The sequence below is a fragment of the Amycolatopsis sp. NPDC102522 genome, from assembly GCF_055584485.1.
On the sequence record NZ_JBVJLY010000001.1, the window covers coordinates 1,034,559 to 1,058,824 of the forward strand.

Sequence of the window (24,266 nt, forward strand, 5' to 3'; positions counted from 1 at the left end):
AGACTTCCAGGACACGACCTAAACTGAGGCGGGTGTTCGAATACCACGGGTGGGTGACCATCCAAGCGAGCCCTTCCGGCGACGATGACGCGGCGCTGCTCGAGCGCATCGTCGAGCGGGTGCACCGCGCCGTCCGCGACTTCGACGACGGCGATCTGGTGGACCTGCGCTGGGCCGCCGGGGTGCCGGTGCTGCACCTGGGCGGCATGGACAAACACGGCACGGCGATCGCGACCGAGCTGGTGGACCTGTTCACCCGCGTCGGCGACCTCGCGCCCGGCTCCTACGGTCTCCTGCACGTCTGGGACGACCAGGACCCCGAGCACGACAACGAGTTCAAGGTGTACCGGATGGCCCGCGGCCTCGTCACCGAACGTGCTGACGAGCACCTGTCCCCGGTCGCGCCGACCGTGCTGGACGGCTACGAGATCTAGGCCGTTTGCCTGCTGTTTCGTGATGATCGAATTACGCTGTTCGGCTGCTTTCCCCGCCCGTCCGAATAGGACAGAGTTCAACTGGCCGCGGGTGGCACATCCCCGCGGAACGAGGGGGAATCGCCGTGAGATCGTCGCGTCTGAGATCGCGTCTCGGTGTCGTCAGCGTCGTGTTGGCCGTGGCTTTCGGGGTACTCCCGGCCACGGCTTTTGCGTCACCAAGGGAAAGCGCTTCCCCACCGCCGTCGGCGGTGCCGAATTCCGCGTCCGACACCGCGGCCGCGACGAAATTCGCCAAACAGGGCCAGAAGAAGGTTCGGGTCGACGACCTGACCTCCGAGCGTTCGGAAACCTTCGCGAACCCGGACGGCTCCCTGACGCTGACGCAGAACACCCGCCCGGTCCGGGTTCCCCGTGACGGTGGCTGGGTTCCGGCGGACTCGACCCTGAGCTCTGGGCCGGACGGCGGACTGTCGCCGAAGGCCGCGATGGCCGATATCTCGCTTTCCGCAGGTCGCCGCGGGGATGTCCAGACCGCGGGCGCCGCACCTCTGCTGCAGTTGAGCGCCAAGGGCACCTCGGTGGGGCTCGACTGGCCTGGGGTGCTTCCCCAGCCGATCGTGTCGGGTGCCACCGCCACTTATCCCGACGTGCTTCCCGGTGTCGACCTCAAGGTCGAGGTGGACGTGGACAAGGTTCACGAGGTCGTCGTGATCAAGACGCCGGAGGCGGCGAAGAACCCGGCCATCGCGAAGATCAAGCTGGGCCTGCCGGTGAAGAACGGCAAGCTCAGCAAGGACGAAGACGGCGCTCTCCGGGTCAAGGACGCCAAGGGAGCCGACGTCTTCCTGGCCAAGGCGCCCTTGATGTGGGACTCGTCGGGGGTCGAACCCGGCGCGACGGATTTCGTCCGCGGTCCGGCGGCAGGCGGTCGCCAGGCCAAGGTGTCGACCGAGATCGCGGGCAAGTCGCTGCTCCTCACGCCCGACCCGGACCTGATGGCGAACGCCGCTTACCCGGTCTACGTCGATCCCACCTGGCAGACGAACTACTGCTCCAACTGCGGCCGCAACCACTATCTGGTCCAGCACGCCTGTGGCGCTTCGAAGGCGCCAGGCGACGCGGCGTGGGACTCGGGTGACCAGCTCAAGGCCGGATACATCTATGACACTGCCTCGAGTTGCGCCGGAAAGCTGGTCACCGCGAGGTCCTTCGTGGAGATGAACCTCGGGGGCCTGGCTGGGAAAGAGATCTACACCGCGCAGCTGAACCTGGCGGTGACCAATTCGAAGGACTGCGGTGGCTCGAACACCGTGGTGCTGACCAATCCGATCGTCCCGGGACTGAAGTTCGGGAGCGGTCCGGTACTGGGCAACTGGCTCGGAAGTGTGGACGGTTGCCCGACCAACGTCGGCTTCGACGTCACCTGGGTCATCGATAGCCTGGCGAAAGCCAACGCGCCGAACTTCACCTTCGGCATAGTCTCGCCCGACGAGAACGACCAGAAAACCTGGAAGCGCTACTCCCCCCAGGTCGGGTTCTCGGTCACCTACAACTCGCGTCCGAACTCGCCGGCCAATCTCGCCATCGTCAACGGGACTTCGACGTATCCCTGTGGCCCTCCCGCCCCTGGCCAGCCGTGGGTCCGTCCGGTGCTCGGTCGCACCAGCACCGGTTACGTGGTCAAGGCGAACGTCCAGGACCCGGACGGCGGCATGCTCTACACCGGTTTCCGCGTCTACAAGGGCTGGGTCAGCTCCGGAAACTACGTCTGGGACCAGCGTGAAGCAGGTGTCGACAACGTCTTGAGCGACTCGAACGTCGCCAATCGCAATGCTCAGGCGACTCTGTTCAAGGACTCGATGCCCGCGGACGGGATCTACTCCTTCGACGCACACGTCACCGACGGCCGGGAAACCAGTTGGGTCGGCGCTTGCGAAGTCGAAGTCCAGCTCTCCGAGCCGTCCGCTCCGTCCGTGTCGTCCCAGACGTATCCCAGCGGCACCTTCGGCGGTGGTCCCGGACGGGCGGGTGACTTCACCTTCACGGTGGCCAACACTCCGACCTCGGTCGGAAGCTACGTGTGGAAGCTCGACAACACCGCGCCGCCCACCTGCAACGGGACCGAGCCGGGAACCGTGAAACCCGCCGCGTACAGCGGGCCCGCGACTGTAGCCATCGCGCCTCAGACGAAGGGCACGCACGTCCTGAGTGCCTGGTCGTGCAACCGGGCGAAGACCCCGTCGACGAGGGTCGACTACAACTTCAGCGTCCGCGACGTCACGGCTCCTCTCGCGTCTTGGCAGTTCGAAGGTGACGGCAAGTCGCAGGCGACGGGCCTGCGTTACGTCGGTGAAGGCCGGGGAGCGTTCACCGACGGCAAGATCGGTGAAGGCGTGTCCCTGTCAGGCCAGGCAGGCGACTACTTCGCGACCGGTGCGCGGGTGGTGGACACGACGAAGTCCTTCTCGGCTTCCGCTTGGGTGAACCCCACCGGATTGAACAGCAGGCGGGTCGTGCTGTCGCAGGACGGCAGCCAGAGCAGCGGTTTCGCCTTGCAGTATCACGAATCCGGGAAGTGGGCCTTCAGCATCGCCGACTCGGCCCAGGCCAACCCGGCGCAGAGTTCCGCCTTCTCCACTGCCGCTCCGACCGAGGGAGCGTGGACACATCTCACGGGCGTTTACGACGCCACCGCGAAAACGGCGACGCTCTACGTCAACGGGCAAGCGCAGGCCACGGTCAGCGCCACCGGCTCCGGTGGCGCGGGACCGTTGGTCGTCGGCGGTGGGAAGTCCGGCGGTGTCCGGACCAACCTGTACTCCGGCAAACTCGACGAGGCCGTGCTCTTCGACCGCGCGCTGACCGCGGCGGAAGTCGTTTCACTGCACGGGAACAACGGTGTGCCGACCGGTCTGTCGGCCATCCGCGAATACGCGTTCGAGAGCAGCACGGTGGACGCGACCGGAAACGACGGCGCGCTCACTTTCGCTCCCGGTTCGGGGTTCGCGACCGGGTACAGCGACTCCGCCGGACAATCCGCCACGGAGAGCAAAGTCGGGCAGTCGTCCGGCCAGGGTTTCGTCAGCGACGGACCCGGATACGGGCAGACGAAGACACCGGTGATCGACACCGCACAGAGCTTCACCGTTTCGGCGTGGGTGAAGCTGGCCGACGCCAACGGCTACTACGTCGTGGTCGGACAAGACGGCATCCGCTCAAGTGCCTTCCAGTTGCGCTACTCCCCGGATGTGAACCGGTGGATCATGGGGCTTTCGGCCGCCGACGACGATGAGGACAAGTACCGGTGGGCGTCGTCCACCAGCGTCCCGCAGGTGGGTGTCTGGACACACTTGACCGGTGTTTACGACTCTTCCACGACCAAAGTGCTGATTTACGTGAACGGTGTTCTTGAAGGGCAGACAGCCATTCCCGCAGGGACCACCTGGACCGCGACCGGCGGCTTCGCTGTCGGGCAAGTGCGGTGGCAGGGTCATCCGTCACCGTACTTCAAGGGCAGCATCGACCAGGTTCAGGTCTGGGACCGTGCTCTCCCTGCTGCTGAGACCGCAGGTCTCGCCAACACCGCTGTGCTCCGAGCGAACTACCAGCTCGATGGCAGCACCGCCGACGGGGTCACCGGCGCCACCGGTGTCGTCTCGGGCGGCGCGGCGATGGTCAGCGACAACGGCGTCAACGTCGCGAAGTTCGACAAGTCCTGGAGCGGGGAGATCGAGGGGCCTCGCCCGCCCGCGCTTCGGGCCGACCGGAGCTTCACTGTGGAAGCCTGGGTGAAGCACAGGTGGACTCCTGCGGACGTCCAGGACGCCAAGCTTCGCAGTCCTGCGAACAGCGTGGGTGGAGACGATGCCACCCGAGCCGCTGTCGCGCTGAACGATCCGAAGTTCTCGCCTTTCCTTCTGGGGTACCGGCCGTCCAAGGACGCGGCCGGCAACTGGTACGGCAAGTGGAGCTGGCTGGCCAGCTCACCGTCCGCCACTGCAGGGCAGCCGACTCCAGCGATCGGGGTCACGTCGGAAAGCGTCGACGAGAACACGTGGACGCATTTGACCGGAACCTACGACGCGGTCACCGATACGGCCTGCCTCTACGCGGAAACCGACGAGCGGCAGTTCCAACCCGTGTGCCAGAACGGCGTCGTGGGCTGGGCCGGCAACAGTGATATCGCGAGTTTCTTGATCGGACGGGGTATCTGGGATGGATACAAATCCGATTTCTGGTACGGCGATATCCGTGGAGTTCGCGTCTACACCGGTGTGCTGGACGCGCAACGCATCGCCGCGGACATGATCCTCGACCATCCCTGATCCTTCTTCTCCGGCTCGGCAGACGCTCCATCTGAACCTTGGGCAGGCTTCGTCATGCGTAAAGACACTCGCTGGACCCGCATCGGCCGGTTTTCCCGCGTCACCGCGGTGGCTGTGACCGCGATCATGCTCGCGTCCGGTGGCGCGGCGATCGCGCTCGAAAGCAGGGGGAGTGCGCCGGGCTGGTCGCTCGGGCCGGGCCAGAAGGACCAGAGCGTGCCGGTCACGCCGCTCGTCGCCCCGGCGTCGCCACCGCCGGTTTTGCCGGACGCGAAGGTGACTTCGCCGGTTTGGCCGGGAGCGGCGGAAACCGAGGTCGAAGTGCTCGCCGGAGCGCGCGACGGTCGTCAGCCGCAAGGGCTCGGCGTCCAGAACGCCGCGAACGGCACCCCGGTGAAGGTCGGCTGGGCACGGGCGAAGGACGTCGCCGCCAAAAAGGCGGGGCCCGCGCCGAAGGTTCGCGTCCGTGTCGCCGACCAGAAGGCCAGCGACGCGCTCGGACTCCGCGGTGTCGTGCTCTCCGTGACCGATACGGGTGCGGGTGCGGAACCGGTCAACGTCGCGGTCGACTACCGGGCCTTCGGGAGCGCCTACGGCGGCGGCTGGGCCGATCGGCTGCAGCTGGTGGAACTGCCGGGCTGCGCGCTGCTGACACCGGCGAAGGCCGAGTGCCGGACGAAAACCCCGGTTCCCGGGACGGTGAACGACGGCAAGACACGGCAAGTCTCAGCGGACGTAGTGCTCGGGAGCGCCGCGCCCCGGGTCTTCGCGGTGACAGCCGCGTCGAGCGGTTCCGCTGGAAATGTGTCCGCCCAGCCGTTGTCCGCGGCCGGATCGTGGTCCAGCGGTGGTTCTTCCGGAAGCTTCTCCTACAACTACCCGTTCGCGGTCCCGTCCGCGCCGAGCGGGGCGGCGCCGAGCCTCGCGCTTTCGTACTCGTCCAGTGGCGTCGACGGGCTGACCTCCGCGACCAACAACCAGGCGTCCTGGGTCGGCGACGGATGGGACTTCACGCCGGGCGGTTACGTGGTCCGTAACTACCTGCCGTGCAGCGAAGACCTCGGTGGCAACAACGGGCAGACCAAGACCGGCGATCAGTGCTGGGGGATCGACAACGCGACCCTCGTCCTCGGCGGCAAGTCGACAGAGCTGATCAAACTCGCCGGGACGAATCAGTGGCGGCCGAAGAACGACGACGGCTCCAAGATCGAACTGCTCACCGGAGCCGCCAACAACGCCCAGGACGGGCAGCACTGGAAGGTCACCACCGGCGACGGGACCCAGTACTTCCTGGGACTCAACCGCCCGCCCGGATGGTCGTCCGGCAAGGCCGAGACCCAGTCCGCCTGGACGGTCCCGGTGTTCGGCAACAACGACGGCGAAGCCTGCTACAAGCCGAACAACTTCGCCGGTTCGTCGTGCCGTCAACCGTGGCGCTGGAACCTGGATTACGTGGTGGACCCGCACGGGAACGCCAGCACGTACTACTACCAGCCGGAGATCAACTACTACGGGCTCAACCAGAACGTCACGACCGCCGGAACCGAGTACACCGCCGGCGGGTATCCCCTGCGGGTCGAGTACGGCCTGCGGCTGAAGGACGGCAGTGTCTACGGTTCCGCTCCCACGAACCAGGTCGTCTTCGAAACTGCGGAGCGCTGCCTCCCGTCCGGGGCGATCACCTGCGACCCCTCGCAACTGAACTCCACGACCGCCTCGTCCTGGCCGGACGTCCCGTCCGAACAGATCTGCGCGAAGGACAAACCCTGCGACTACGGTTCGCCGGCGTTCTTCACCCGCAAACGGCTCACCACGGTCCGGACGCAGTACAACAACGCGGGCACGCAGACCGACGTCGACGCCTGGAACCTGGCCCACACCTTCCCCGGTACCGGTGACGCCTCCCCGTCCGCGCTGTGGCTCTCCTCGGTGACCCACACCGGGAAGGGCGGTGGCGGGAGCATTACCCTCCCCGCCACGACGTTCGGTGGATTCATGTTCGCGAACCGGGTCGACACGGTCGGCGACAAGTACAACCCGATCACCCGCTACCGGGTCAACGAGATCAGGACCGAGACCGGCGGACGGATCGGCGTCGCCTACTCCGGCCCTGATTGCGTGGCGGGGTCACGCATGCCCGCGTCACCCGAGACCGACACGATGCGCTGCTACGCGTCGTTCTGGAGCCCGCCGGCGGCGAAGGACCCGGTCCTCGACTGGTTCCACAAGTACGTCGTCACGGACATTTCCGAAGAAGACCTGACCGCGGGCGGGGTCGCGGTCAAGACGCACTACGACTACCTCGGCGATGCCGCGTGGCATTACGACGAGGGCCAGTTCACGCCGAAGGAGCGGAAGACCTGGAGTCAGTGGCGTGGCTACGGTGTCGTCCGGACGTCCATCGGTCATCCGTCCGCCACCCAGACGGTGACGGAATCCGTGTACCTGCGCGGGATGGACGGCGACCACTTGCCGAACGGCGGCAAACGCCCGGCCTCCGTCGAGGACTCCGAAAAGGGAACGATCGTCGACCAGGATCCCTTGCAGGGCTTCCTCCGAGAGTCCAGGACGTACCTCCCCGGAACAACGACGGTCGACAACGCGACCATCAACGACCCCTGGCTCCGTGGTCCGACGGCGACGAGCGCGGACGGCCTGCTCAAGGCGCATTCGGTGGACATCGCCACCGTGCGGGGCCGCACCCTGCTGTCCGACGGCAAGACCTATCGCCGCAACCAGGTGAACAAGAAGTTCAATGACAACGGGCTCGTCATCGAGCAGGAAGACCTCGGCGACACCGGTGTCGCCACGGATGACACCTGTACCAAGACGACCTACGTCCCGAACACCACGGGAATGTTCGACAAGTCGAGCGAAGTCGTGATGTTCGCCGGGACTTGTGCGGGTACGGCGACGGCGTCCACGGTCATCACCAACGCTCAGGTCTCCTATGACAAGCAGGCTTTCGGTGTTCCGCCGACGGCGGGCAACATCACGCGTACCGACACGCTCAGCGGTTGGGATGCCACAGGCAAGAAGTTCCTGACGACCGCGACGAACGAGTACGACGCCTACGGCCGTGAAGTGTTGTCGACCGACGTGGCCGGAGCGGTGACGAAGACCGGGTATGTGCACAGTGCCGGCGGACAGGTCACCGAAGTCACCGTGACGAACCCGCTGGGCTGGGTCTCGACGACCACCAAGGAACCCGCTCGGGGAAACCCGGTGTTCTCGGTCGACGTGAACAAGGTCCGTACGGACATCACCTACGACGCGCTGGGACGCAAGACCGCGGTCTGGAATCCGGGCCGCAGCAAGCTCGACGGTGACAAGGCGACAGCGACCTTCGCCTACACCGACGCGGCGACTTCACCGACCGCCGTCCCCACGACGGTGGCGACGAAAGCCTTGCAGGACAACGGTGAGTACACGACGTCGTACGCGATCTACGACGGCCTCGGACGGACGAGGCAAGCACAGTCCGTCGCGTCAGGTGGCGGACGGATCATCAGCGACACCGTCTACGACTCACGTGGGCTTCCGTTCAAGAGCAACAACGGCTACTTCAACGACGCTTCCGGGCCCGTCGCGAAGCTGGTGACCGTCGCGGACAACACGGTGTTCAACCAGACCGTGACGGAGTACGACAGCCGCGCCCGCGCGACGGCGTCGATCCTGATGTCCAAGGGCGTCAAGCAGTGGCAGACGTCGACCATCTACGGCGGCGACCGGGTCACGACCATTCCGCCGAGGGGCGCGTCACCGCAGACCGTGGTGACCGACGTGCACGGGCAGACCGTCCAGCGGCTGCTTTACACGGACGGGTACACGCCGGGAGCGGCCAATCCGGCCGACGTCACGAACTACACGTACAACGCGGCGGGCGCCATGACGTCGATGTCCGACGCGGCCGGAAACGTCTGGTCGACCGGCTACGACCTGCGCGGCCGCAAGATCCGGCAGACCGACCCGGACGCGGGAGAGTCGACCTTCGCCTACGACGACGGCGGGCAGGTGACGTCGTCCACCGATTCCCGCGGCAAGGCCACCTTCTACACCTACGACAAACTCGGACGGAAGACGCAGACCAACGCGGACTCGGCCACTGGCACCAAGCTGGCGGGCTGGACCTACGACACCCTCCCCAACGGGATCGGCCTTCCCGCCTCGTCGACACGCTGGGTGGGCACGGACGCGTATGTCACCCGTGTCGTGGCCTACGACAAGTACGGCAGGCCGACCAAGAACGCCGTCGATGTGCCGGCCGTCGAAAAGGGCTTGGCCGGGACCTATGAGTTCGGCACCACCTACACGGCGACGGGCGCTGTCGCGTCCACGATCAGCCCGAAGGCCGGGAACCTGCCGCTCGAACACGTACGACACACGTACAACGAGCTCGGACTGCCATCCACGACGTACGCGATCGACTCTCTGGGCACGACCACGAACCTGGTGTCGAAGACCGACTACACCTCGTTCAACGAGATGTCCCGCATGCAGTTCGACGGTGAGAAGTCCTCCGTGAACGTCGGCGTGACCCAGACCTACGACGAGATCACCCGGCGTCCGCAGACGACCACCGTCAACCGGGCGACCCAGATCGGATCGCAGCTGACCAACCGGACCTACGGTTACGACCCGGCGGGCAACGTCACGAAGATCTCCGACACCCCGTCAGGCGCGCCGGCCGACACCCAATGCTTCGAGTACGACTACCAGCGGCGGATGACCGAAGCGTGGACTCCGTCTTCGAGCGACTGCGCGACGGCCAAGTCGGCTTCCGCGCTCGGCGGCGCCGCGCCGTACTGGAAGTCGTACTCCTTCGACAAGACCGGAAACCGCACCAAGGAGGTCGACCACAAGTCGACCGGTGACGTGACCAGTACCTCCACCTATCCGGCAGCCGGGCCGACCGCCGTCAAGCCGCACGCTTTGCAGAAGGTGGACACGAGCGGCCCGAACGGAACCTCGACGAGCAGCTACACCTACGACCAAGCCGGTTCGATGCTGACGCGGAACGTCGGCGGCGACACGCAGACGTTCACCTACGACCACGAAGGAAGGACCGAAGGCGTCACATCGCCGACGGGGGAGAGCAAGTACATCTACGACGCCGGCGGCAACCGGCTCGTCACCCGCGCACCGACCGGGACCACGCTGACGATCGGCGACCTCGAGCTGGTCACCACCACCGGCACGACCGGTGTTTCGGCGACCCGTTTCTACTCGCACGGCGGAGCACAGGTCGCGGTGCGAGTCGGCGGCTCCGCCCTCAAGTGGATGCTCGGCGATCTCCACGGCACGAACGGCCTGGCGATCTCCGCGGGGACGCTCACTCCCACCCAGCGCTACATGGATCCCTTCGGCAACCCTCGCGGCCCTGCTCCGTCCACCTGGCCGGACAAGCACGGTTTCGTCGGCGGCTACCAGGACGCGACCGGCCTGACCCACCTCGGCGCACGCGAATACGACCCGGCGCTCGGCCGGTTCACCAAGACCGACCCGGTGCTGGATCCAGCGGTCCCGCAGCTGTGGAACCCGTACTCCTACGCGAACAACTCCCCGGCGACGATGACGGACCCGTCCGGCCTGTCGGCCTGCTTCCACATGGGCGAGGACGGCCTGTTCTGCCATGAAGGCACCGAGCAAGCGGCCAAGTGCACGGGTAGTTGCACGGTGATGGCCAGCTCCCCGTCGTCGCCGCAGGGCAGGAAATACGCGGCCGAGCAGCAGGAGAAGGCCAAGCGGGGCTACAACGAGAAGTCTTACAGAGAAGCGCAAGCCGTTGTGAAGAAGTCCAAATGGGACGTCTTCATAGACGCGGCCGGTGAGCTGATCAAGAGCCTCATCGGCTGGGACGACATCATGGGCTGCATCGAGGGCTCGGTCGGCTCGTGCATCAGCACCCTCCTCAACTTCATCCCCTGGGGCAAGATCCTGAAGGTCGGCGAGATCGTCGCCAGCTTCTGGAAGGGCGCGCGGGCACTGGCGACCTTCGGCCGTGAAGTGGAGAAGGCCCAGAAGGTCATCGCCGACACCGAGCGCATCCTGGCCGACGCCGAGATGGCGGCGAACGCGGTGCAAGTAGTCGTCGCCGTAAGCGAGGGTGAGGGCGTCGTCGGTGCGGCCGCCGCGGCCATGGGCGGTGCTGCCGCGGCGAGCGACTCGGGCTGCAACAGCTTCGTCCCCGGTACCCAGGTCCTGATGTCGGATGGCACGACGAAGCCGATCGAAGAGGTGACGCTCGGCGATCAGGTGCAGGCCACAGACCCGGTGACCGGTGAGACCACGGCTCGGAAGGTCGTTGCCACGATCATCGGGCAAGGTCAGAAACATCTGGTCGAGATCGGCATCGCCGGCGGGGCGCCGATCGTGGCCACCGACGGCCACCCGTTCTGGGTCCCCGACCTGCGGAAGTGGGTCCCCGCCGACGAGTTGACGGTCGGAAGCTGGCTACAGACCAGCAGCGGTACCTGGGTACAGGTCACCACGCTTCGCACCTTTGACGCCGTTGCTCGCGTCCACAACCTCACCGTCGACGACGTCCACACGTACTCTGTGCTGGCCGGGCCTACGCCGGTCCTCACGCACAACTGCAACGACTTGGGAAGCTATGCGGACAGGGTTCGCAACAGGCCGGGGGTGAAGTTTGCCGCCGAGTACACATCTCCTTCAGGCGGGAAGTACCGCGGACACAATAGGCACGGCCTTCCGGCAACAGGGCCGTTGGCGGATGCACTCGGACAGACAGGTCATCATGGAGGGTGCGCGGAGGTGCACTGTCTGATCAAGGCGCAGAAGGATGAGGGGCCAGGCGCCATCAGGGGTGGAACCATGCGAACGGTAAAGACGCGGAATAACTCCATGCCGACATCGAATACGGCTGGGCACGGTGACCCGGCTCACCCTTGCGGCCGTTGTGGTCGATTACTGGAATACCTAGGGATCAACTGATGTCCATGATTCGATTCGACTCGCTCAGCAAGGATTTGCTTAGAGCGCTTGCTTTGTCCGGATGGAGCACCGGCAGGAAAGTCGATGCCGGCCAGTGGGTGAAGCCGTTGGAGGATGAAGGGTACCGGGCACACCCCTTGGCTGAAGAAATCCTCGCTGCAGTGGGAGGGCTCTCGGTCGAGCCGGTCAATCGAGTCGGCCCGAACTTTGGCAATGACGAGCCTTATAATTTTGATCCCCTTGCCGCTGGATCAGGGCAACGCGATCTGACGGAAGAAGTAGAGAGTGTCCTCGGCGGGAACTATTTCCCAATCGGTGAATGGCTCAGTTACTCAAGCGTATTCATCGAGGCTGAGGGGAGGGTGGTTGCCGCTGGTATGGGCTGGATTTGGGAGCTCGGTTCCAGTTTTGAGCACTCCCTGGAGCTGGCGGTCTGTGCGAATCGCCCGCTTGTTTGCCTGCACTCTGATCCGGGACTCGATCCTTGGCCGAGGCCCGTTTCTTGTTAGCGAATCTCGGCCGCTTCGAGCATTGTCTGACGGGTTCCTGGTCGGGTTGGCGGCAGCAGGTGACGGCACCGGTGGCCGACACTGACTTTCAAAGAGTTGGGTGCTCGGCGGGCAAGGTGAAGATTCCTTCGGCGACATTGCGGTGTTTGTCAAACAGAACCTCGAACTGTGTAGAGGAATTCCGATCGACAAGAGGCGGCTGATCTGCTGAATCGCAACCTTCCTTGAGTAGCTGTACTCAAGACACTGCGGGGTCCTCAGCGCGACCGTGGTACGCATGACGAAAACTTCCGCAGCGCCTCCCACCACCGTCGCGTTCTTCGTCCAGGCCGCCCTCTCGTTCGGCCTGGCGCTGGTCGCGGTCGTCGTCGGCATCTGGTACCTGCCGGTCGACGGCTGGGTCCGCGGCTTCCTCGCCCTCGGCATGCTCTTCCTGACCACGTCGGCGTTCACGCTCGCCAAGTGCATCCGTGACCGGCAGGACGAGAACGCCGTCGTCAGCAGGGTCGACCAAGCGCGGGTCGACAAGCTCCTGTCCGAGCACGACCCCTTCAAAGCGCCCGCGCTCTAGTCGGGCAAGCGGCGCGGCTACATTCTCGACCATGGTCTTGACCAGGGGGATTCGCCGCGTCCAGGTGAACACATGGGTCCTGCTCGGGGTGGCGGTCGTCTGGCTCGCCTTCAACGTCCGGTGGATCATCAGCTACCGCCAGGGCCAGGTGCTGGAAATCGACGAGGCCGGCTATATCGGCATGGCGCTCAACGACCACTACGCGGCCGTACGTGACGGCGTGCTCGGCTGGATCCAGGCTGTCGAGGCGCCGGGAATCCAGGCTCCTGTCACTCCGGCGTTGACGTCACTGCAGTTCTTCGTGACGGGGACGAGCGTCGTCGCCGCCTTCGCCGTGCCGATGCTGGCCGGTCTGTCGATCATCTTGCTGACGCACGCGGTCGCGAACCGGGTGGCGGGCAGGCCGTTCGCGTGGCTCGCCACGGCGCTGGTCGCCACGATGCCCGGCGTGATCGTCGAGGCCAGGGCCTATCACTTCGGCGCGCCCGCGGCCGCCGTGACGCTGGCGGCCGTCTACTTCCTCATCCGTTCCGAGGGGCTGACGAAGATCAAGCCGACGATCGCCTTCGGTGTCTTCGTCGGGCTGATGCCGCTCACCAGGACGATGATCATCGCGTTCGTGCCCGCGTTGGTGCTCGCCGCGTTCGTCCAGGCCGTACTGGCTCCGGACCGCAAGAAGCGGCTGATCGGGTTCGGGATCGCCGCGGTCGCGGCTGTCGCGGTGGCCGCGATCTGGCTGATCCCCAACGGCGCGCAGGTCTACCGCTATCTGACCGGCTTCGGCTACGGGCCGCAGTCCGCCGAGTACGGGACCGAGGCGGGGATCTTCAACCCCGCAGCCTGGGCGTACCGGCTGCATCTGCTGACCCTTGAGCAGTATCTGCCGCACGTCCTCTTCATCTGTGTCGGGCTCGTCGTTGCCGTCTTCGTCGCGATCCGCAAGCTGCGGGGCGGGCAAGCAAAGGAGACGGCGAAGGCGATGGTCGCTTCGCCGTTGTTCCCGCCCGCGGTGCTCGTGCTGGAAGGCGTGACGGCCTTCGTGACGTCCAAGACCACCGGGAACGGGTTCACGCTCCCGCTGGCCCCGTCGATGACGTTGGTGGCGTTGTGGGGTCTGTATCGCGTGCATGTCCGGCTTCGCAAGGCGCTGCCGGTGGTGGTCGCGGTGATCAGCGTGGTGGCGCTGGTCCCGCAGTTGGACCTGCGGGCGCCGACGGCGCGGCTGTGGGAGGCGGAGCTACCGGTGGTCGGGCGGGTGACCATCACCGACGGCCGGGGTGTTCCGCAGAAGTTCGCGGGACTCGGGGTCGAGTCCGTCGATCCGCAGCCGGTGAGCGCGGAGGACGCGAAGCAGTGGATCGTCGCCGCGGATTGGGCGGCGCAGCAGATCGTCGACCGGCACGCGATCCGCGGCGTGACGGCGTTCGGTTTCCGTGACCGGATCTTCAATACGAACACGGTCCAGCTGGCCGTGCTCCGGAAGCTGGGTTACGGCGTGGCCGTGCCGCAGATCCGGCCGGTCGAGGCGGGGAACTCACGACCGGATTACGAGCGCTGGCTGACGCGATACCAGGACAGCATTTCCGGGGACGCGAGCACCGCCTGCCTGTTGTTCACCGCGACCGGGTTGAACAACGAGTTCCTGCCGAAGGTGGATCCGCCCGCCATGGCCGAGGCGGCCGCCGCCACGGGGTTCACCCCGGTCGCGACGCAGCCCCTACCGAACGGTCGGCTGGTGACCCTTTGGCAGCGGCCGCAGCCGGCCTGCATGCCGTCCTGAGCACGAGGGCGCACCGGCTTCGGCCGGTGCGCCCTCGCCCCACATATGCACAAATCCGAATTACTACGGTCGTGTGACTCCGCTCACCGAACCTGTAGCACTTAGTAACCATCAAGATCAGAGACCAAAGCGAAGAAACCCGAAAAACCCCATGTGCTCCATGCCCACCCGAAAGGTGAGGCACAGGCTCCGTGGGGTTCCAGGGGGCTCGGCCCCCCCCCGGGAATTATGGCGAGAACGCTGCGGCGCAGGCTTTCCCTGCGCACGCGGTGCCCGCGTGCGAGCGGATGACGGGATTCGAACCCGCGACCCTCACCTTGGCAAGGTGATGCGCTACCAGCTGCGCTACATCCGCATGTGACTCACTGGCTTCAACACTCGTTTGAAGCAGTGGGGAAACCATACACCGACCGTCTGTAGCTATTTTGACCCACCCCTACAGGTGCTTCGGCGTCACAGCTGGCGTACAAGGGGTGACGACGGCTGCATACCTCCGTATGGTGTCCCCATTCGACCGAATGGTGAGTCCTTCGGGGAGGAGGTGCCTGGCCGGATGACCGAGCAGGGCACGGTGCCGCTTCAGGCGGCCTCGGAATCCGACGAGCAGGCATTGCTCCAGCGGCTCCGTCATGGGGAGGACGCCGCCTTCGGGGAGCTTTTCGAACTTCACGCCGCGGCGGTGCGGCGGCTGGCGCGCAGTCTCGCCTCCGATCGGTCGGAGGCGGAGGACATCACGGCCGAGACCTTCTTCCGGGTGCTTCAGGCGTTGCGCCGGGGGGCCGGGCCGCGGGACTACGTGCGGGCCTACCTGCTGACGGTGGCTCGACGGGTCTCGTGGGAGTGGCACGGGGCGCGTCGTGACGTGCCGGTGAGCGACGACGAGCTGACCTTCCGGGCCGGGGCGGGGGCGGACACGCACGCCCGTACGGCCGAGCATTCGCTGATCACGACCGCCTTCACGAGCTTGCCCGAGCGCTGGCGTTCGGTGCTGTGGCAGACCGAGGTCGAGGGCGAGCAGCCCGCGATGGTCGCGCCGCATTTCGGGTTGAGCGCGAACGCGACGGCGGCGTTGGCTCGACGGGCGCGGCAGGGGCTGCGTGCGGCGTATCTGCAGGCGCATCTGTCGGTGAACCGCGGGCCGGATTCGTGCCGGGCGGTGGTGGAGAAGCTGGGCGGGTTCACCGCGGGCAGTGTCACCGGGGCCGAGGCGCGCCGGATCAAGACCCACCTGATCGGGTGCCAGTCCTGCCGGGCGACGCACGACGAGCTGCGTGACGTCTGTTCCTCGCTGCGGGCGCACGCCGGTGTGGTGGCGCTGCTGGTGCCGGCGGCCGCCGGTGCCCACGCGAGCGGGGCGCTGTCGGGGCTCGCCGCGTCGGTCAAGGGACTTCTGCTCGGGTCGAAGGTGAAGGTCGGTCTGGCGGTGGCGTCGACGGCCGCCGCGGGCGCTGTCGGCATCGTCGCAGGTCCGGCCGTGTTCGGTACCGACGTCACGCACACGGTCGGGCTGTCCGGGGGTGGGCTGCCGGAGCTGGCGCTGCTGCCGGCGCAGGTCGCCCCGCCCGCCAACGACCAGCCGGTGCAGATCCCGCCGCAGCGGATCGCCGAGGACCGGCTGCACGGCAAGGGTTCCGAGCCGGTCGTGACCGGCCGTGGGCCGAGCGCCGAGCTCGGCGTGGCCGATGTGCCGAGCCTGCCGGGGGTGGGCACGTCGCGGAAGGAGCTGGGCGGCGGTGACGTCGTGCTGCCACCGTCGGAGGGGAAGCCGCTGCAGGAGACCTCGCCGCGGAACGAGGTCCCGGAAACCGGCACGAACCAGACCACCTCGAAGCGGGACGACATCCCGCCGGGGGGATCGCTCAATCCCACCGAAGAGTCGCTGAGCCCGACCACGACGACCTCAAGGGACTCCACGAAGCCTTTGGAGTCGAACACGCCGGAGTCGACGACTGACCCGGAAGGGTCTTCTTCGCCGGTGACAGGCACTCCCGAAAGCACGACAGGGACGCCGTCCGGTGAACCTTCGGAAAACGAACCGAGCCCGGTCAAGCCGACTTCTCACTATCCGGAACCAGGTGTCGACTACCCGACGTGCCCATAACGCCCGAGCGGGCATATCGCCTCCGAACTCTCGCGAATCCGGCCGCCATCACGGTACGGTGGAACTCGCTCACGACGAGCGAGCGGCCGCGCGGGAGGCGACTGAATGAACCGGCTGGTGCACGGCGAGGACGGCCGTGACTGGGTGGTCCGAGCCCAGATGGAATGGCGTGCTCCCGCGACAGCGGACGATTTCGAGCACGATGTGGCGGGCAGCTACGGCCCGGGTATCGCGATGATCGCCGTGACGGCGCTGCTCGCGATCGTGCTCATCATGTGGACACCCGCCGACGTGATGATCCCGTCCTGGGTCCCGCTGGCGCTCTTGCTGATCGTGTTGTTCTTCCCGCTGCGGTGGATTCTGCGCCGCCCGTGGACCGTAGTCGCCGAGACCGAGGGCGATCTGGCGGGGGACAGGCCGTCCGAGCGCTGGGTGGGCACCATCCGCGGCATGTTCACCGTGCGCGGCGAGGTCTCGAAGATCACCAAGACCATCCAGAAGCACTCGCTGCCGGATTTCGACGGCCCGTTGCATCCGGTGGAGTAGTCGCGGCGGCCTGAACGCGCGAGACTGGGACCATGCCCGAGTTACCCGAGGTCGAAGCGCTCGCTCACCACCTGCGTGAACACGCGGTGGGCAAGACGGTCTTCCGTGTCGACGTGTCGTCCCTCAGCGTGCTGAAGACGGCGACACCACCCCTGCCCGAATTGCACGGCCGGGAGGTCACCGGAGCCGGCCGCTTCGGCAAACACCTGGATCTCGTCGCCGGGGATCTCCATCTGGTCGTCCACCTGGCGAGGGCAGGTTGGCTGCGCTGGTCCGACGCGTTGTCGCCGACGCCGCTCAAACCCGGCAAGGGGCCGATCTCGCTGCGCGTCCACCTCGACGCGGCCGCCGGGCCGGGTTTCGACCTCACCGAGGCCGGCACGAAGAAGGGGCTGGCCGTCTGGATCGTGCGTGATCCGGAGAAGGAGGTCGCCAGTATCGCGCGGCTCGGGCCGGACGCGCTCTCGCTGGACCGCGCGGGGCTCGAGAAGCTGTTCGCAGGGCGCACCGAGCGGTTGAAGACGGCGCTGACCGATCAGTCGCTGCTCGCCGGGATCGGCAACGCCTACTCCGACGAGATCATGCATATGGCGAAGCTTTCTCCTTACGCCACAACCGGAAAGCTGTCCGAAGGAGCGCTCGACGGGCTTTCGGAGGCCATCCGCGAGGTGCTGACCAGCGCCGTGACGCGCTCTGTCGGCCAGTCCGCGGCCCGGCTCAAGGGCGAGAAGCGGTCCGGGTTGCGGGTGCACGCGAGGACCGGGCTGCCGTGCCCGGTCTGCGGCGACACGATCCGCGAGATCTCGTTCGCGGACAAGTCGTTCCAGTACTGCCCGACCTGCCAGACCGGCGGGAAGCCCCTCGCCGACCGGCGGATGTCGCGCCTGCTCAAGTGACCCGCCGCCGCGGGGATCAACACAGCGCTGCGGCGACCGCCGGAAGAGGGCTGCTCGGCAGCGGAGCCTCGTGCGCCACGTCCTTGGCCAGGTCGTACACGTTCAGCGCCAGCACGATCTGCTTCGAGCCGTCTTCGGTGCTCATCGAGACGCTGTAGAACCCCGGCCCGGCCCCGGTGTTGCCCCAGACCGTCTTCGTCCCGCCAGGACAGGGCAGGTTGAGCGTCTCGACGCCTGCGCCGTACGCGCCGAACTCGCCGTGCGGCACGAGCTTCTCGAGTTCGGCCTGTTGCGCGGGTTTCAGCAACCGCCCCGCCAGCAGCGCGCGATGGAACGTCGCGAGATCGTCGACGGTCGAGACCATCGCGCCCGCGGTCCAGTCGTACGACGGGCTGAACACGGTCATGTCCTTCGCCGGTTCGCTCAGGTCGTATCCGCGCAGATGCGGTCCGCGCAGGAACGGCGACCGGAGCGGGAAATACGTCTGCCCGAGGCCGAGCGGGTCGAGGATCCGCCGCTGGATCTCCTCGCGGACGTCGTTGCGGGTGACCTTCTCAATCACCTTGCCCAGCAACAGATATCCCGTGTTCGAGTACTCCGTCTTCGCGCCGGGCGTGAACGTGGGCGGGTCGACGAGCGACCGCCGGATCACCTCCGACGGCGTATAGACGTGCGCCCGGTTCCCCTCGACGAGGTACGGGTCGAAGAAGTGCGGATCCAGCGGATCGTGCACGCCGCTCGTGTGGTTCAGCAGCATGCGCAAGGTGATCTTTTCCGGCTCGTAGCCCGGTCCGCGGACGGCACCGGGCAGCCGCCGCTCCACCGGATCGTCGAGGGAAAGCGCGCCTTCGCCCGCCAGCCGCAGCACCACCGTGGCGACGAACGCCTTGGTGTTGCTGGCGATCCGGAAACGGTGGTGCGGCCCCGCGGGCTCCCGCGTGACCGGGTTCGCGTACCCGGCGCCGAAGCGCGAGACCGCCTCACCGTTCCGGATCCAGGCGACCGCGCCCGGGAAACCCCCTTCGGCGACCAGGTGACCGACAGCCGCGCGCACCGGATCCCCGGCCGCGGCCGCCGTCCCCGCCGACGCGCTCGCCAGCAGGACCCCTGCCAGCACACCCGCCGCGAGTTTCCCCGATCCGCGCATTGTGTTCCTCTCCCGGAAGCGATTGCCTGCGGACAGTCTTTCCCGTGCCACGGGGAGTGACCATGGGGGGAACACCCCCGTCTTGGGTAGGGTCGACCCCACCCTCGGTTGTCACAACTCAACGGAAAGTGGGGAGTAAGCCTTGCACCCGGTTGGTCGAGCGCAGAGCATGGACGCCGTGTCCGGGCTCGAGATCGCGCAGATCATCCCTTGGGGTGTGGCGCTGCTGCTCGCGATCCTCGTCGTCGTCCTGCTGATCAAGCTGAGGCGGCCCGCGAGCATCGTGGAGAACGCGGTGCTGCAGGCCGTCCACCGGATGTCGAAGGCGACACCGGACCTCCGCGAGGGGCTCGACGAGCAGGTCGCCGACAAGATCACCAGCCAGCTGCTGGAGATGCTCGACTGTGTCGCCGTCGGCATCACCGACAGCGAAGGCACGCTGCTGTCCTGGGACGGCGAGGCCAACGACCACTACGTCGACCTCGTCGACGCCATCGGCAACGCGATCCGCAAGCACCGCCGCGAGGTCGTCGCACACGACAAGATGCCGTGCAACCACCGCGGCACCTGCCGGATGCGGACAGCGGTGATCGTGCCGCTGATCGTCGAGGGTGAGACCGAGGCGGCGCTGCTGGTCGTCGGGCGCACGCGCGGGCGGCTGGTGCAGATGGCCGACGCGGTCGCGCAGTTCGTCTGCACCCAGTTCGAGCTGGCGCGCCTGGACGAATCGAAGAACCAGCTCCAGCAGGCGGAGATCAAGGCGCTGCGCGCGCAGATCTCGCCGCACTTCGTCTACAACGCGCTCAACACCATCTCGTCGCTGATCCGGACGGACCCGGAGGAAGCGCGAGAGCTGCTTCAGGACTTCGCGGACTTCACGCGCTACTCGTTCAGGACGTCCGGCATGTTCACTTCGCTCGCCGAAGAACTCCGCAACATCGACCGGTACCTGACCATCGAGAACGCCCGCTTCGGCGGACGCCTCGAAGTGCGGATGAAGATCGCGCCCGAGGTGCTTTCGGTGGTCGTCCCGTTCCTGATCATCCAGCCGCTGGTGGAGAACGCCGTCAAACACGGTCTCGCGTCGAAGCCCTCGGGCGGCTGCGTCACGGTGATCGCCGAGGACTACGGCGCCGAGGCGCTGATCAGCGTCGAGGACGACGGCATCGGCATGGAGCCCGCCAAACTCGCCGACCTCCGCAGCCAGCACCGCACGGGCGCGCACGTCGGCCTCGGCAACATCAACCAGCGGATGCAGCAGGTGTTCGGCCGCGACTACGCGCTCATGGTCGAGACTGCGCCCGGCGCCGGCATGAAGGTGACCCTGCGGGTCCCGAAGTTCATGCCCGGCGTGCGGCCGAACCTGCCGGACTTCTCCGCCGACAGCGCCGCCGTCCCGCCGCAGGGCGGTCCGAACGAAGCCAGCGGGGTGACCGGTTCGCGCAGCGGCGTGCTGCCGTCCTGAACGTCGGTAACCTGGCGGTATGAGCGTTGCGGACAAGCTGGCCTCCCGTCTCCCGATGATCGGCGACAGGGGTGAGCGCAAGGACATCGTCGCCGTGGTCAAGCTGCACGGGGTGATCACGCCGACCCCGTCACCCTTGGCCAGAGGGTCGATCAACCTCGCCGCCGTCGAGTCCGCGCTGACCCGCGCTTTCGCGCACGACCGGTTGAAGGCCGTCGCGCTGCAGATCAACTCGCCGGGCGGCGCCCCGACGCAGTCGGGCCTCGTCGCCGAACGGATCCGCCAGCTCGCCGACGAGAAGAACGTGCCGGTCCTGGCCTTCGCCGAGGACGTCGCCGCGTCCGGCGGGTACTGGCTGGCCTGCGCGGCCGACGAGATCTACGCGCACCGGACGTCGATGGTCGGTTCGATCGGCGTGATCAGCGGCGGGTTCGGGTTCACCGGCCTGCTGGAGCGGTTCGGCATCGAGCGGCGGCTGCACACCGCGGGGACGAACAAGTCCCGGCTCGACCCGTTCAGCCCGGAGAAGCCGGAAGACGTCGAGTGGCTGAAGAAGATGCACGGCCAGCTCCACGAGCTGTTCGTCGACTGGGTCACCGAGCGCCGCGGAGACCGGCTGTCCGGCTCCGACGACCTGTTCAACGGCGACGTCTGGCTGGGCGCCCGCGCGGTCGAGCTCGGCCTCGTCGACGGCGTCGGCAGCCTCCGCCAGGTGATCACCGAGCGGTACCCGGACGCCGAGATCGCGATCGCCGAACCGAAGAAGCCGCTGCTGGCGCGGCTCGGCATCGGTGCCCCGGCCGCGGCGAGCGCGCTGCTGGACGCCGTCCAGAGCAAGGCCGCTTGGAGCCGCTTCGGCCTCTGACCCGCGTGAGATGAAAGGGACTTTCATCGCAAAATTTGCGATGAAAGTCCCTTTCATTGCGTCCGGGGCCGGGAGGGATTCACCCGAACGGTGGTAGGCGTAAGTGGTTCAGACCAGGTCTCATATCGGACATACCGATTTGTTGTGAACGGCAACAAACCCTCGACAGTGTTGACGAGGAGGTCCGATGTCCGTTACTTCTTCCCGCCGGGGCCGTTGGAAGGCCGTGCTCGCCGCGGCGCTGATCGCGATCCCGCCGGCCGGCCCGGCGTCCGCCGCCGTCCCGCCCCTGCCGTCCGGCTGGACCACCGTGTTCGCCGACGACTTCACCGGCGCCGCGGGTTCGCTCCCGTCGAACGAGAACTGGATCGTCGACACCGGCCACGGCTACCCCGGCGGCCCGGGCAACTGGGGCACCGGCGAGATCCAGAACTACACGGCCGACCCCGCCAACCTCGCCCAGGACGGTTCCGGCAACCTGCGGATCACGCCGCTGCGTGACGGCGCGGGCAACTGGACGTCGGCACGGATCGAGACACAGCGCACGAACTTCAAGCCGCCGCAGGGTGGCGCGCTGCGGATCGAAGGCCGCATCCAGATGCCGAACGTCACCGGCGCCGCCGCGCTCGGCTACTGGCCCGCCTTCTGGGCGCTGGGTTCGCCGTATCGCGGCAACTACTGGAACTGGCCCGCCGTCGGCGAATTCGACATCATGGAGAACGTCAACGGGATCGACTCGGTCTGGGGCGTCCTGCACTGCGGCGTCAACCCCGGCGGCCCGTGCGACGAGACCACCGGTCTCGTCGGCAGCCGGGCCTGCCCCGGCGCGAGCTGCCAGAGCGCGTTCCACACTTACGCCTTCGAATGGGACACGAGCGTCAGCCCCAACGTTTTCCGCTGGCTGGTGGACGGTCAGCAGTTCCATTCGGTCGCCCAGAACCAGGTCGACGCGACCACCTGGGCGAACATGACCAACCACGCGGGCTACTTCGTGCTGCTCAACCTCGCGATCGGCGGCGCGTTCCCGAACAACAACTCCGGCACCACGACCCCCGGACCAGGGATCGTGCCGGGACACCCGATGCTCGTCGACTACGTCACGGTCCTGACCCGCGGCGCCTGAGCATCGACCTCCAGATGTGACACGGCTAGGCGGTTCGTGTCACCGGAAAAAGATGACGGCACCGGCCACCCCGGGCGCGGGGGTGCCGGTGCCGTCCTTTTCGTTCGACTTTCGTGAAGCGGGCTGGACAAGGAACCCGGCAATGGGCAGGATGCGTCTCACTGTGAGTGCTCACGATGACACCCGGAAGCTCATTGTCCTGGCGGTGGACGATGAGCCCAAAGGGCTAGACGAACTCGTCCACTGTCTCCGGAACAGCCCGCACGTCGCCCTCGTCTATCCGGCGATAGACGCTTCGGAGGCGCTGCGCCTGCTGTCCGCCGACGATCCGAGGCTGGCCGACCGCAAGGCACGGGGCCTGCCGATCGTGGACGCGGTGTTCGCCGACATCGACATGCCCGGTCTGTCCGGCATGGAGATGTCGCGCGTGTTCGCCGCGCTGCGCCCGTCGCCCGCCCTGGTGTTCGTGACCGGGCACGCGGAAGAGGCGGTCAACGCCTTCGACCTCGGCGCACTCGACTACGTGCTGAAGCCGTACCAGCAGGATCGGCTCGACCGCGCGATCACCCGCGTGATCGACAAACTCGCCGCCAACGCCGCCCCGCAGTACGGCCCGGAGGGCGGTCCGGGGCTGGTCAAGAACGACGACGAGGTCATCCCGGTCGAGCTCGCGGGCACCACCAAGCTGATCCCGCGGTCTTCGGTCCGCTGGGTCGAGGCGCAGGGTGACTACGCCCGGTTGTTCACCAACGACGGCAGCCACCTGGTCCGCATCCCGCTCGCGCAGCTCGAAGAACGCTGGGAGAAGGCGGGTTTCGTCCGGATCCACCGGTCGTTCCTGGTCTCGCTGCCGCTGATCACCGAGCTGCGCATGGGCCAGGGCGGCTACCAGGTCGTCATCGGCAACGAGGAGAAGGTGCTGCCGGTGAGCCGCCGCCACACGCGCGCGCTCAAGGACCGGTTGGTCGGCGCCAACCGGTCGACGTAGCAGCGGGACATGACCGACGACTACTACCGGCGGGTCAACGGGGTTCGCGAACCGGACCCGACCCTCGGCAAGGGCAGGAACAGGAAACCGGCGCCGCCCGAGGGGGCCGCCGTCGAGCCGGTGCCCGGCGCGCCCGCCGGTCCGAAGCACGAGCAGGGCAAACCCGAGCACCACGCGAAACCCAAGCGGCAGCGGGTGATCCTCGCCGATCCGCGGCAGGCCACGAGCACCTTGCGGGCCCGGGTCGAACTCGAAGAACAGACCAGCTGGGGAAAACTCCTGGTCCGGGACCTGGTGAAGATCCAGCTGCGGACGGCCTCCCTGCTGGCGCTACTGGTGATGGTCACGCTGTGTTCGCTTCCGGTGCTCTTCTACCTGATCCCGTCATTCGGACGGGTGATCGTCGTGGGCATTCCGTTGCCCTGGTTGATCCTCGGGGTGGCACCTTTTCCCTTCCTGTTCGGCATCGGGCTCTGGTACAACCGGCTTGCCGAACGTCATGAACGCGACTTCGTCGACATGATCGAGAACTGATTGCGGAGCCGCACGTGCGAGGATC

At 66.9% G+C, this 24,266-nt stretch carries 15 protein-coding genes and 1 tRNA gene; 14 read left to right on the forward strand and 2 right to left on the reverse strand.

Translation table 11 applies throughout. The features are described 5' to 3' along the window. Nucleotides 1-32 precede the first annotated feature (32 nt). The 6 genes from ACZ6YV_RS04685 to ACZ6YV_RS04710 all read left to right on the forward strand — a co-directional run bounded on the left by ACZ6YV_RS04685 (nt 33) and on the right by ACZ6YV_RS04710 (nt 14,576). The gene (locus ACZ6YV_RS04685; RefSeq protein WP_465508306.1) at nt 33-434 is read left to right on the forward strand and encodes an immunity 7 family protein; all 402 of its coding nucleotides are present in this window, start codon (nt 33-35) and stop codon (nt 432-434) included. A 251-nt stretch (nt 435-685) separates the two neighbouring features. Further along, nucleotides 686-4,762 (forward strand): LamG domain-containing protein, encoded by a 4,077-nt coding sequence (locus tag ACZ6YV_RS04690; protein ID WP_465508307.1) that lies wholly within the window; start codon nt 686-688, stop codon nt 4,760-4,762. Between the two features lie 54 nt (nt 4,763-4,816). Beyond that, nucleotides 4,817-11,716, forward strand: coding sequence for an RHS repeat-associated core domain-containing protein (locus ACZ6YV_RS04695; RefSeq protein ID WP_465508308.1), 6,900 nt, complete (start codon nt 4,817-4,819; stop codon nt 11,714-11,716). Further along, entirely contained in the window at nt 11,716-12,225 is a 510-nt protein-coding gene (locus ACZ6YV_RS04700; protein WP_465508309.1) for an SUKH-3 domain-containing protein, read from the forward strand. The genes ACZ6YV_RS04695 and ACZ6YV_RS04700 overlap by 1 nt, the downstream gene beginning before the upstream one ends. A 277-nt stretch (nt 12,226-12,502) precedes the next feature. Further along, nucleotides 12,503-12,796: a YiaA/YiaB family inner membrane protein gene (locus ACZ6YV_RS04705; protein ID WP_465508310.1), complete on the forward strand. Its 294-nt coding sequence runs from the start codon at nt 12,503-12,505 to the stop codon at nt 12,794-12,796. 31 nt (nt 12,797-12,827) lie between these two features. Beyond that, on the forward strand, nt 12,828-14,576 hold the full coding sequence (locus tag ACZ6YV_RS04710; RefSeq protein ID WP_465508311.1) for an ArnT family glycosyltransferase: 1,749 nt from the start codon (nt 12,828-12,830) through the stop codon (nt 14,574-14,576). Nucleotides 14,577-14,858: 282 nt separating this feature from the next. On the opposite strand, the gene ACZ6YV_RS04715 is transcribed toward ACZ6YV_RS04710, so the two are convergent. After that, nucleotides 14,859-14,931 (reverse strand) — tRNA-Gly (locus ACZ6YV_RS04715). A gap of 198 nt (nt 14,932-15,129) precedes the next feature. Here ACZ6YV_RS04715 and ACZ6YV_RS04720 point away from each other — a divergent pair. From ACZ6YV_RS04720 to ACZ6YV_RS04730, 3 genes are all read left to right on the forward strand, one after another. Beyond that, nucleotides 15,130-16,677, forward strand: a complete 1,548-nt coding sequence (locus ACZ6YV_RS04720; protein ID WP_465508312.1) for a sigma-70 family RNA polymerase sigma factor — start codon at nt 15,130-15,132, stop codon at nt 16,675-16,677. Nucleotides 16,678-16,782: 105 nt separating this feature from the next. Continuing rightward, a complete protein-coding gene (locus tag ACZ6YV_RS04725) occupies nt 16,783-17,223 on the forward strand; it encodes a DUF983 domain-containing protein (RefSeq protein WP_465508313.1) in 441 nt (146 codons plus the stop codon). A gap of 32 nt (nt 17,224-17,255) precedes the next feature. Next, nucleotides 17,256-18,119 (forward strand): Fpg/Nei family DNA glycosylase, encoded by an 864-nt coding sequence (locus ACZ6YV_RS04730; RefSeq protein ID WP_465508314.1) that lies wholly within the window; start codon nt 17,256-17,258, stop codon nt 18,117-18,119. 16 nt (nt 18,120-18,135) lie between these two features. Here the strand turns inward: ACZ6YV_RS04730 and ACZ6YV_RS04735 are convergent, their stop codons facing one another. Next, nucleotides 18,136-19,266 carry a serine hydrolase domain-containing protein gene (locus ACZ6YV_RS04735; protein ID WP_465508315.1) on the reverse strand — a complete coding sequence of 377 codons (1,131 nt, stop codon included), beginning with the start codon at nt 19,264-19,266 and terminating at the stop codon, nt 18,136-18,138. A gap of 169 nt (nt 19,267-19,435) precedes the next feature. Here ACZ6YV_RS04735 and ACZ6YV_RS04740 point away from each other — a divergent pair, with 169 nt between their 5' ends. The 5 genes from ACZ6YV_RS04740 (at nt 19,436) to ACZ6YV_RS04760 (ending at nt 24,241) form a co-directional block, all read left to right on the forward strand. Beyond that, nucleotides 19,436-20,731, forward strand: coding sequence for a histidine kinase (locus tag ACZ6YV_RS04740; protein WP_076163972.1), 1,296 nt, complete (start codon nt 19,436-19,438; stop codon nt 20,729-20,731). A 19-nt stretch (nt 20,732-20,750) separates the two neighbouring features. Next, the gene (locus tag ACZ6YV_RS04745; protein WP_465508316.1) at nt 20,751-21,596 is read left to right on the forward strand and encodes a S49 family peptidase; all 846 of its coding nucleotides are present in this window, start codon (nt 20,751-20,753) and stop codon (nt 21,594-21,596) included. A 187-nt stretch (nt 21,597-21,783) separates the two neighbouring features. After that, entirely contained in the window at nt 21,784-22,719 is a 936-nt protein-coding gene (locus ACZ6YV_RS04750) for a glycoside hydrolase family 16 protein (protein WP_465508317.1), read from the forward strand. A gap of 151 nt (nt 22,720-22,870) precedes the next feature. Continuing rightward, nucleotides 22,871-23,707 (forward strand): LytR/AlgR family response regulator transcription factor, encoded by an 837-nt coding sequence (locus tag ACZ6YV_RS04755; RefSeq protein ID WP_465508540.1) that lies wholly within the window; start codon nt 22,871-22,873, stop codon nt 23,705-23,707. Nucleotides 23,708-23,716: 9 nt separating this feature from the next. Next, entirely contained in the window at nt 23,717-24,241 is a 525-nt protein-coding gene (locus ACZ6YV_RS04760; RefSeq protein WP_465508318.1) for a hypothetical protein, read from the forward strand. The last annotated feature ends 25 nt before the right edge of the window (nt 24,242-24,266 follow it).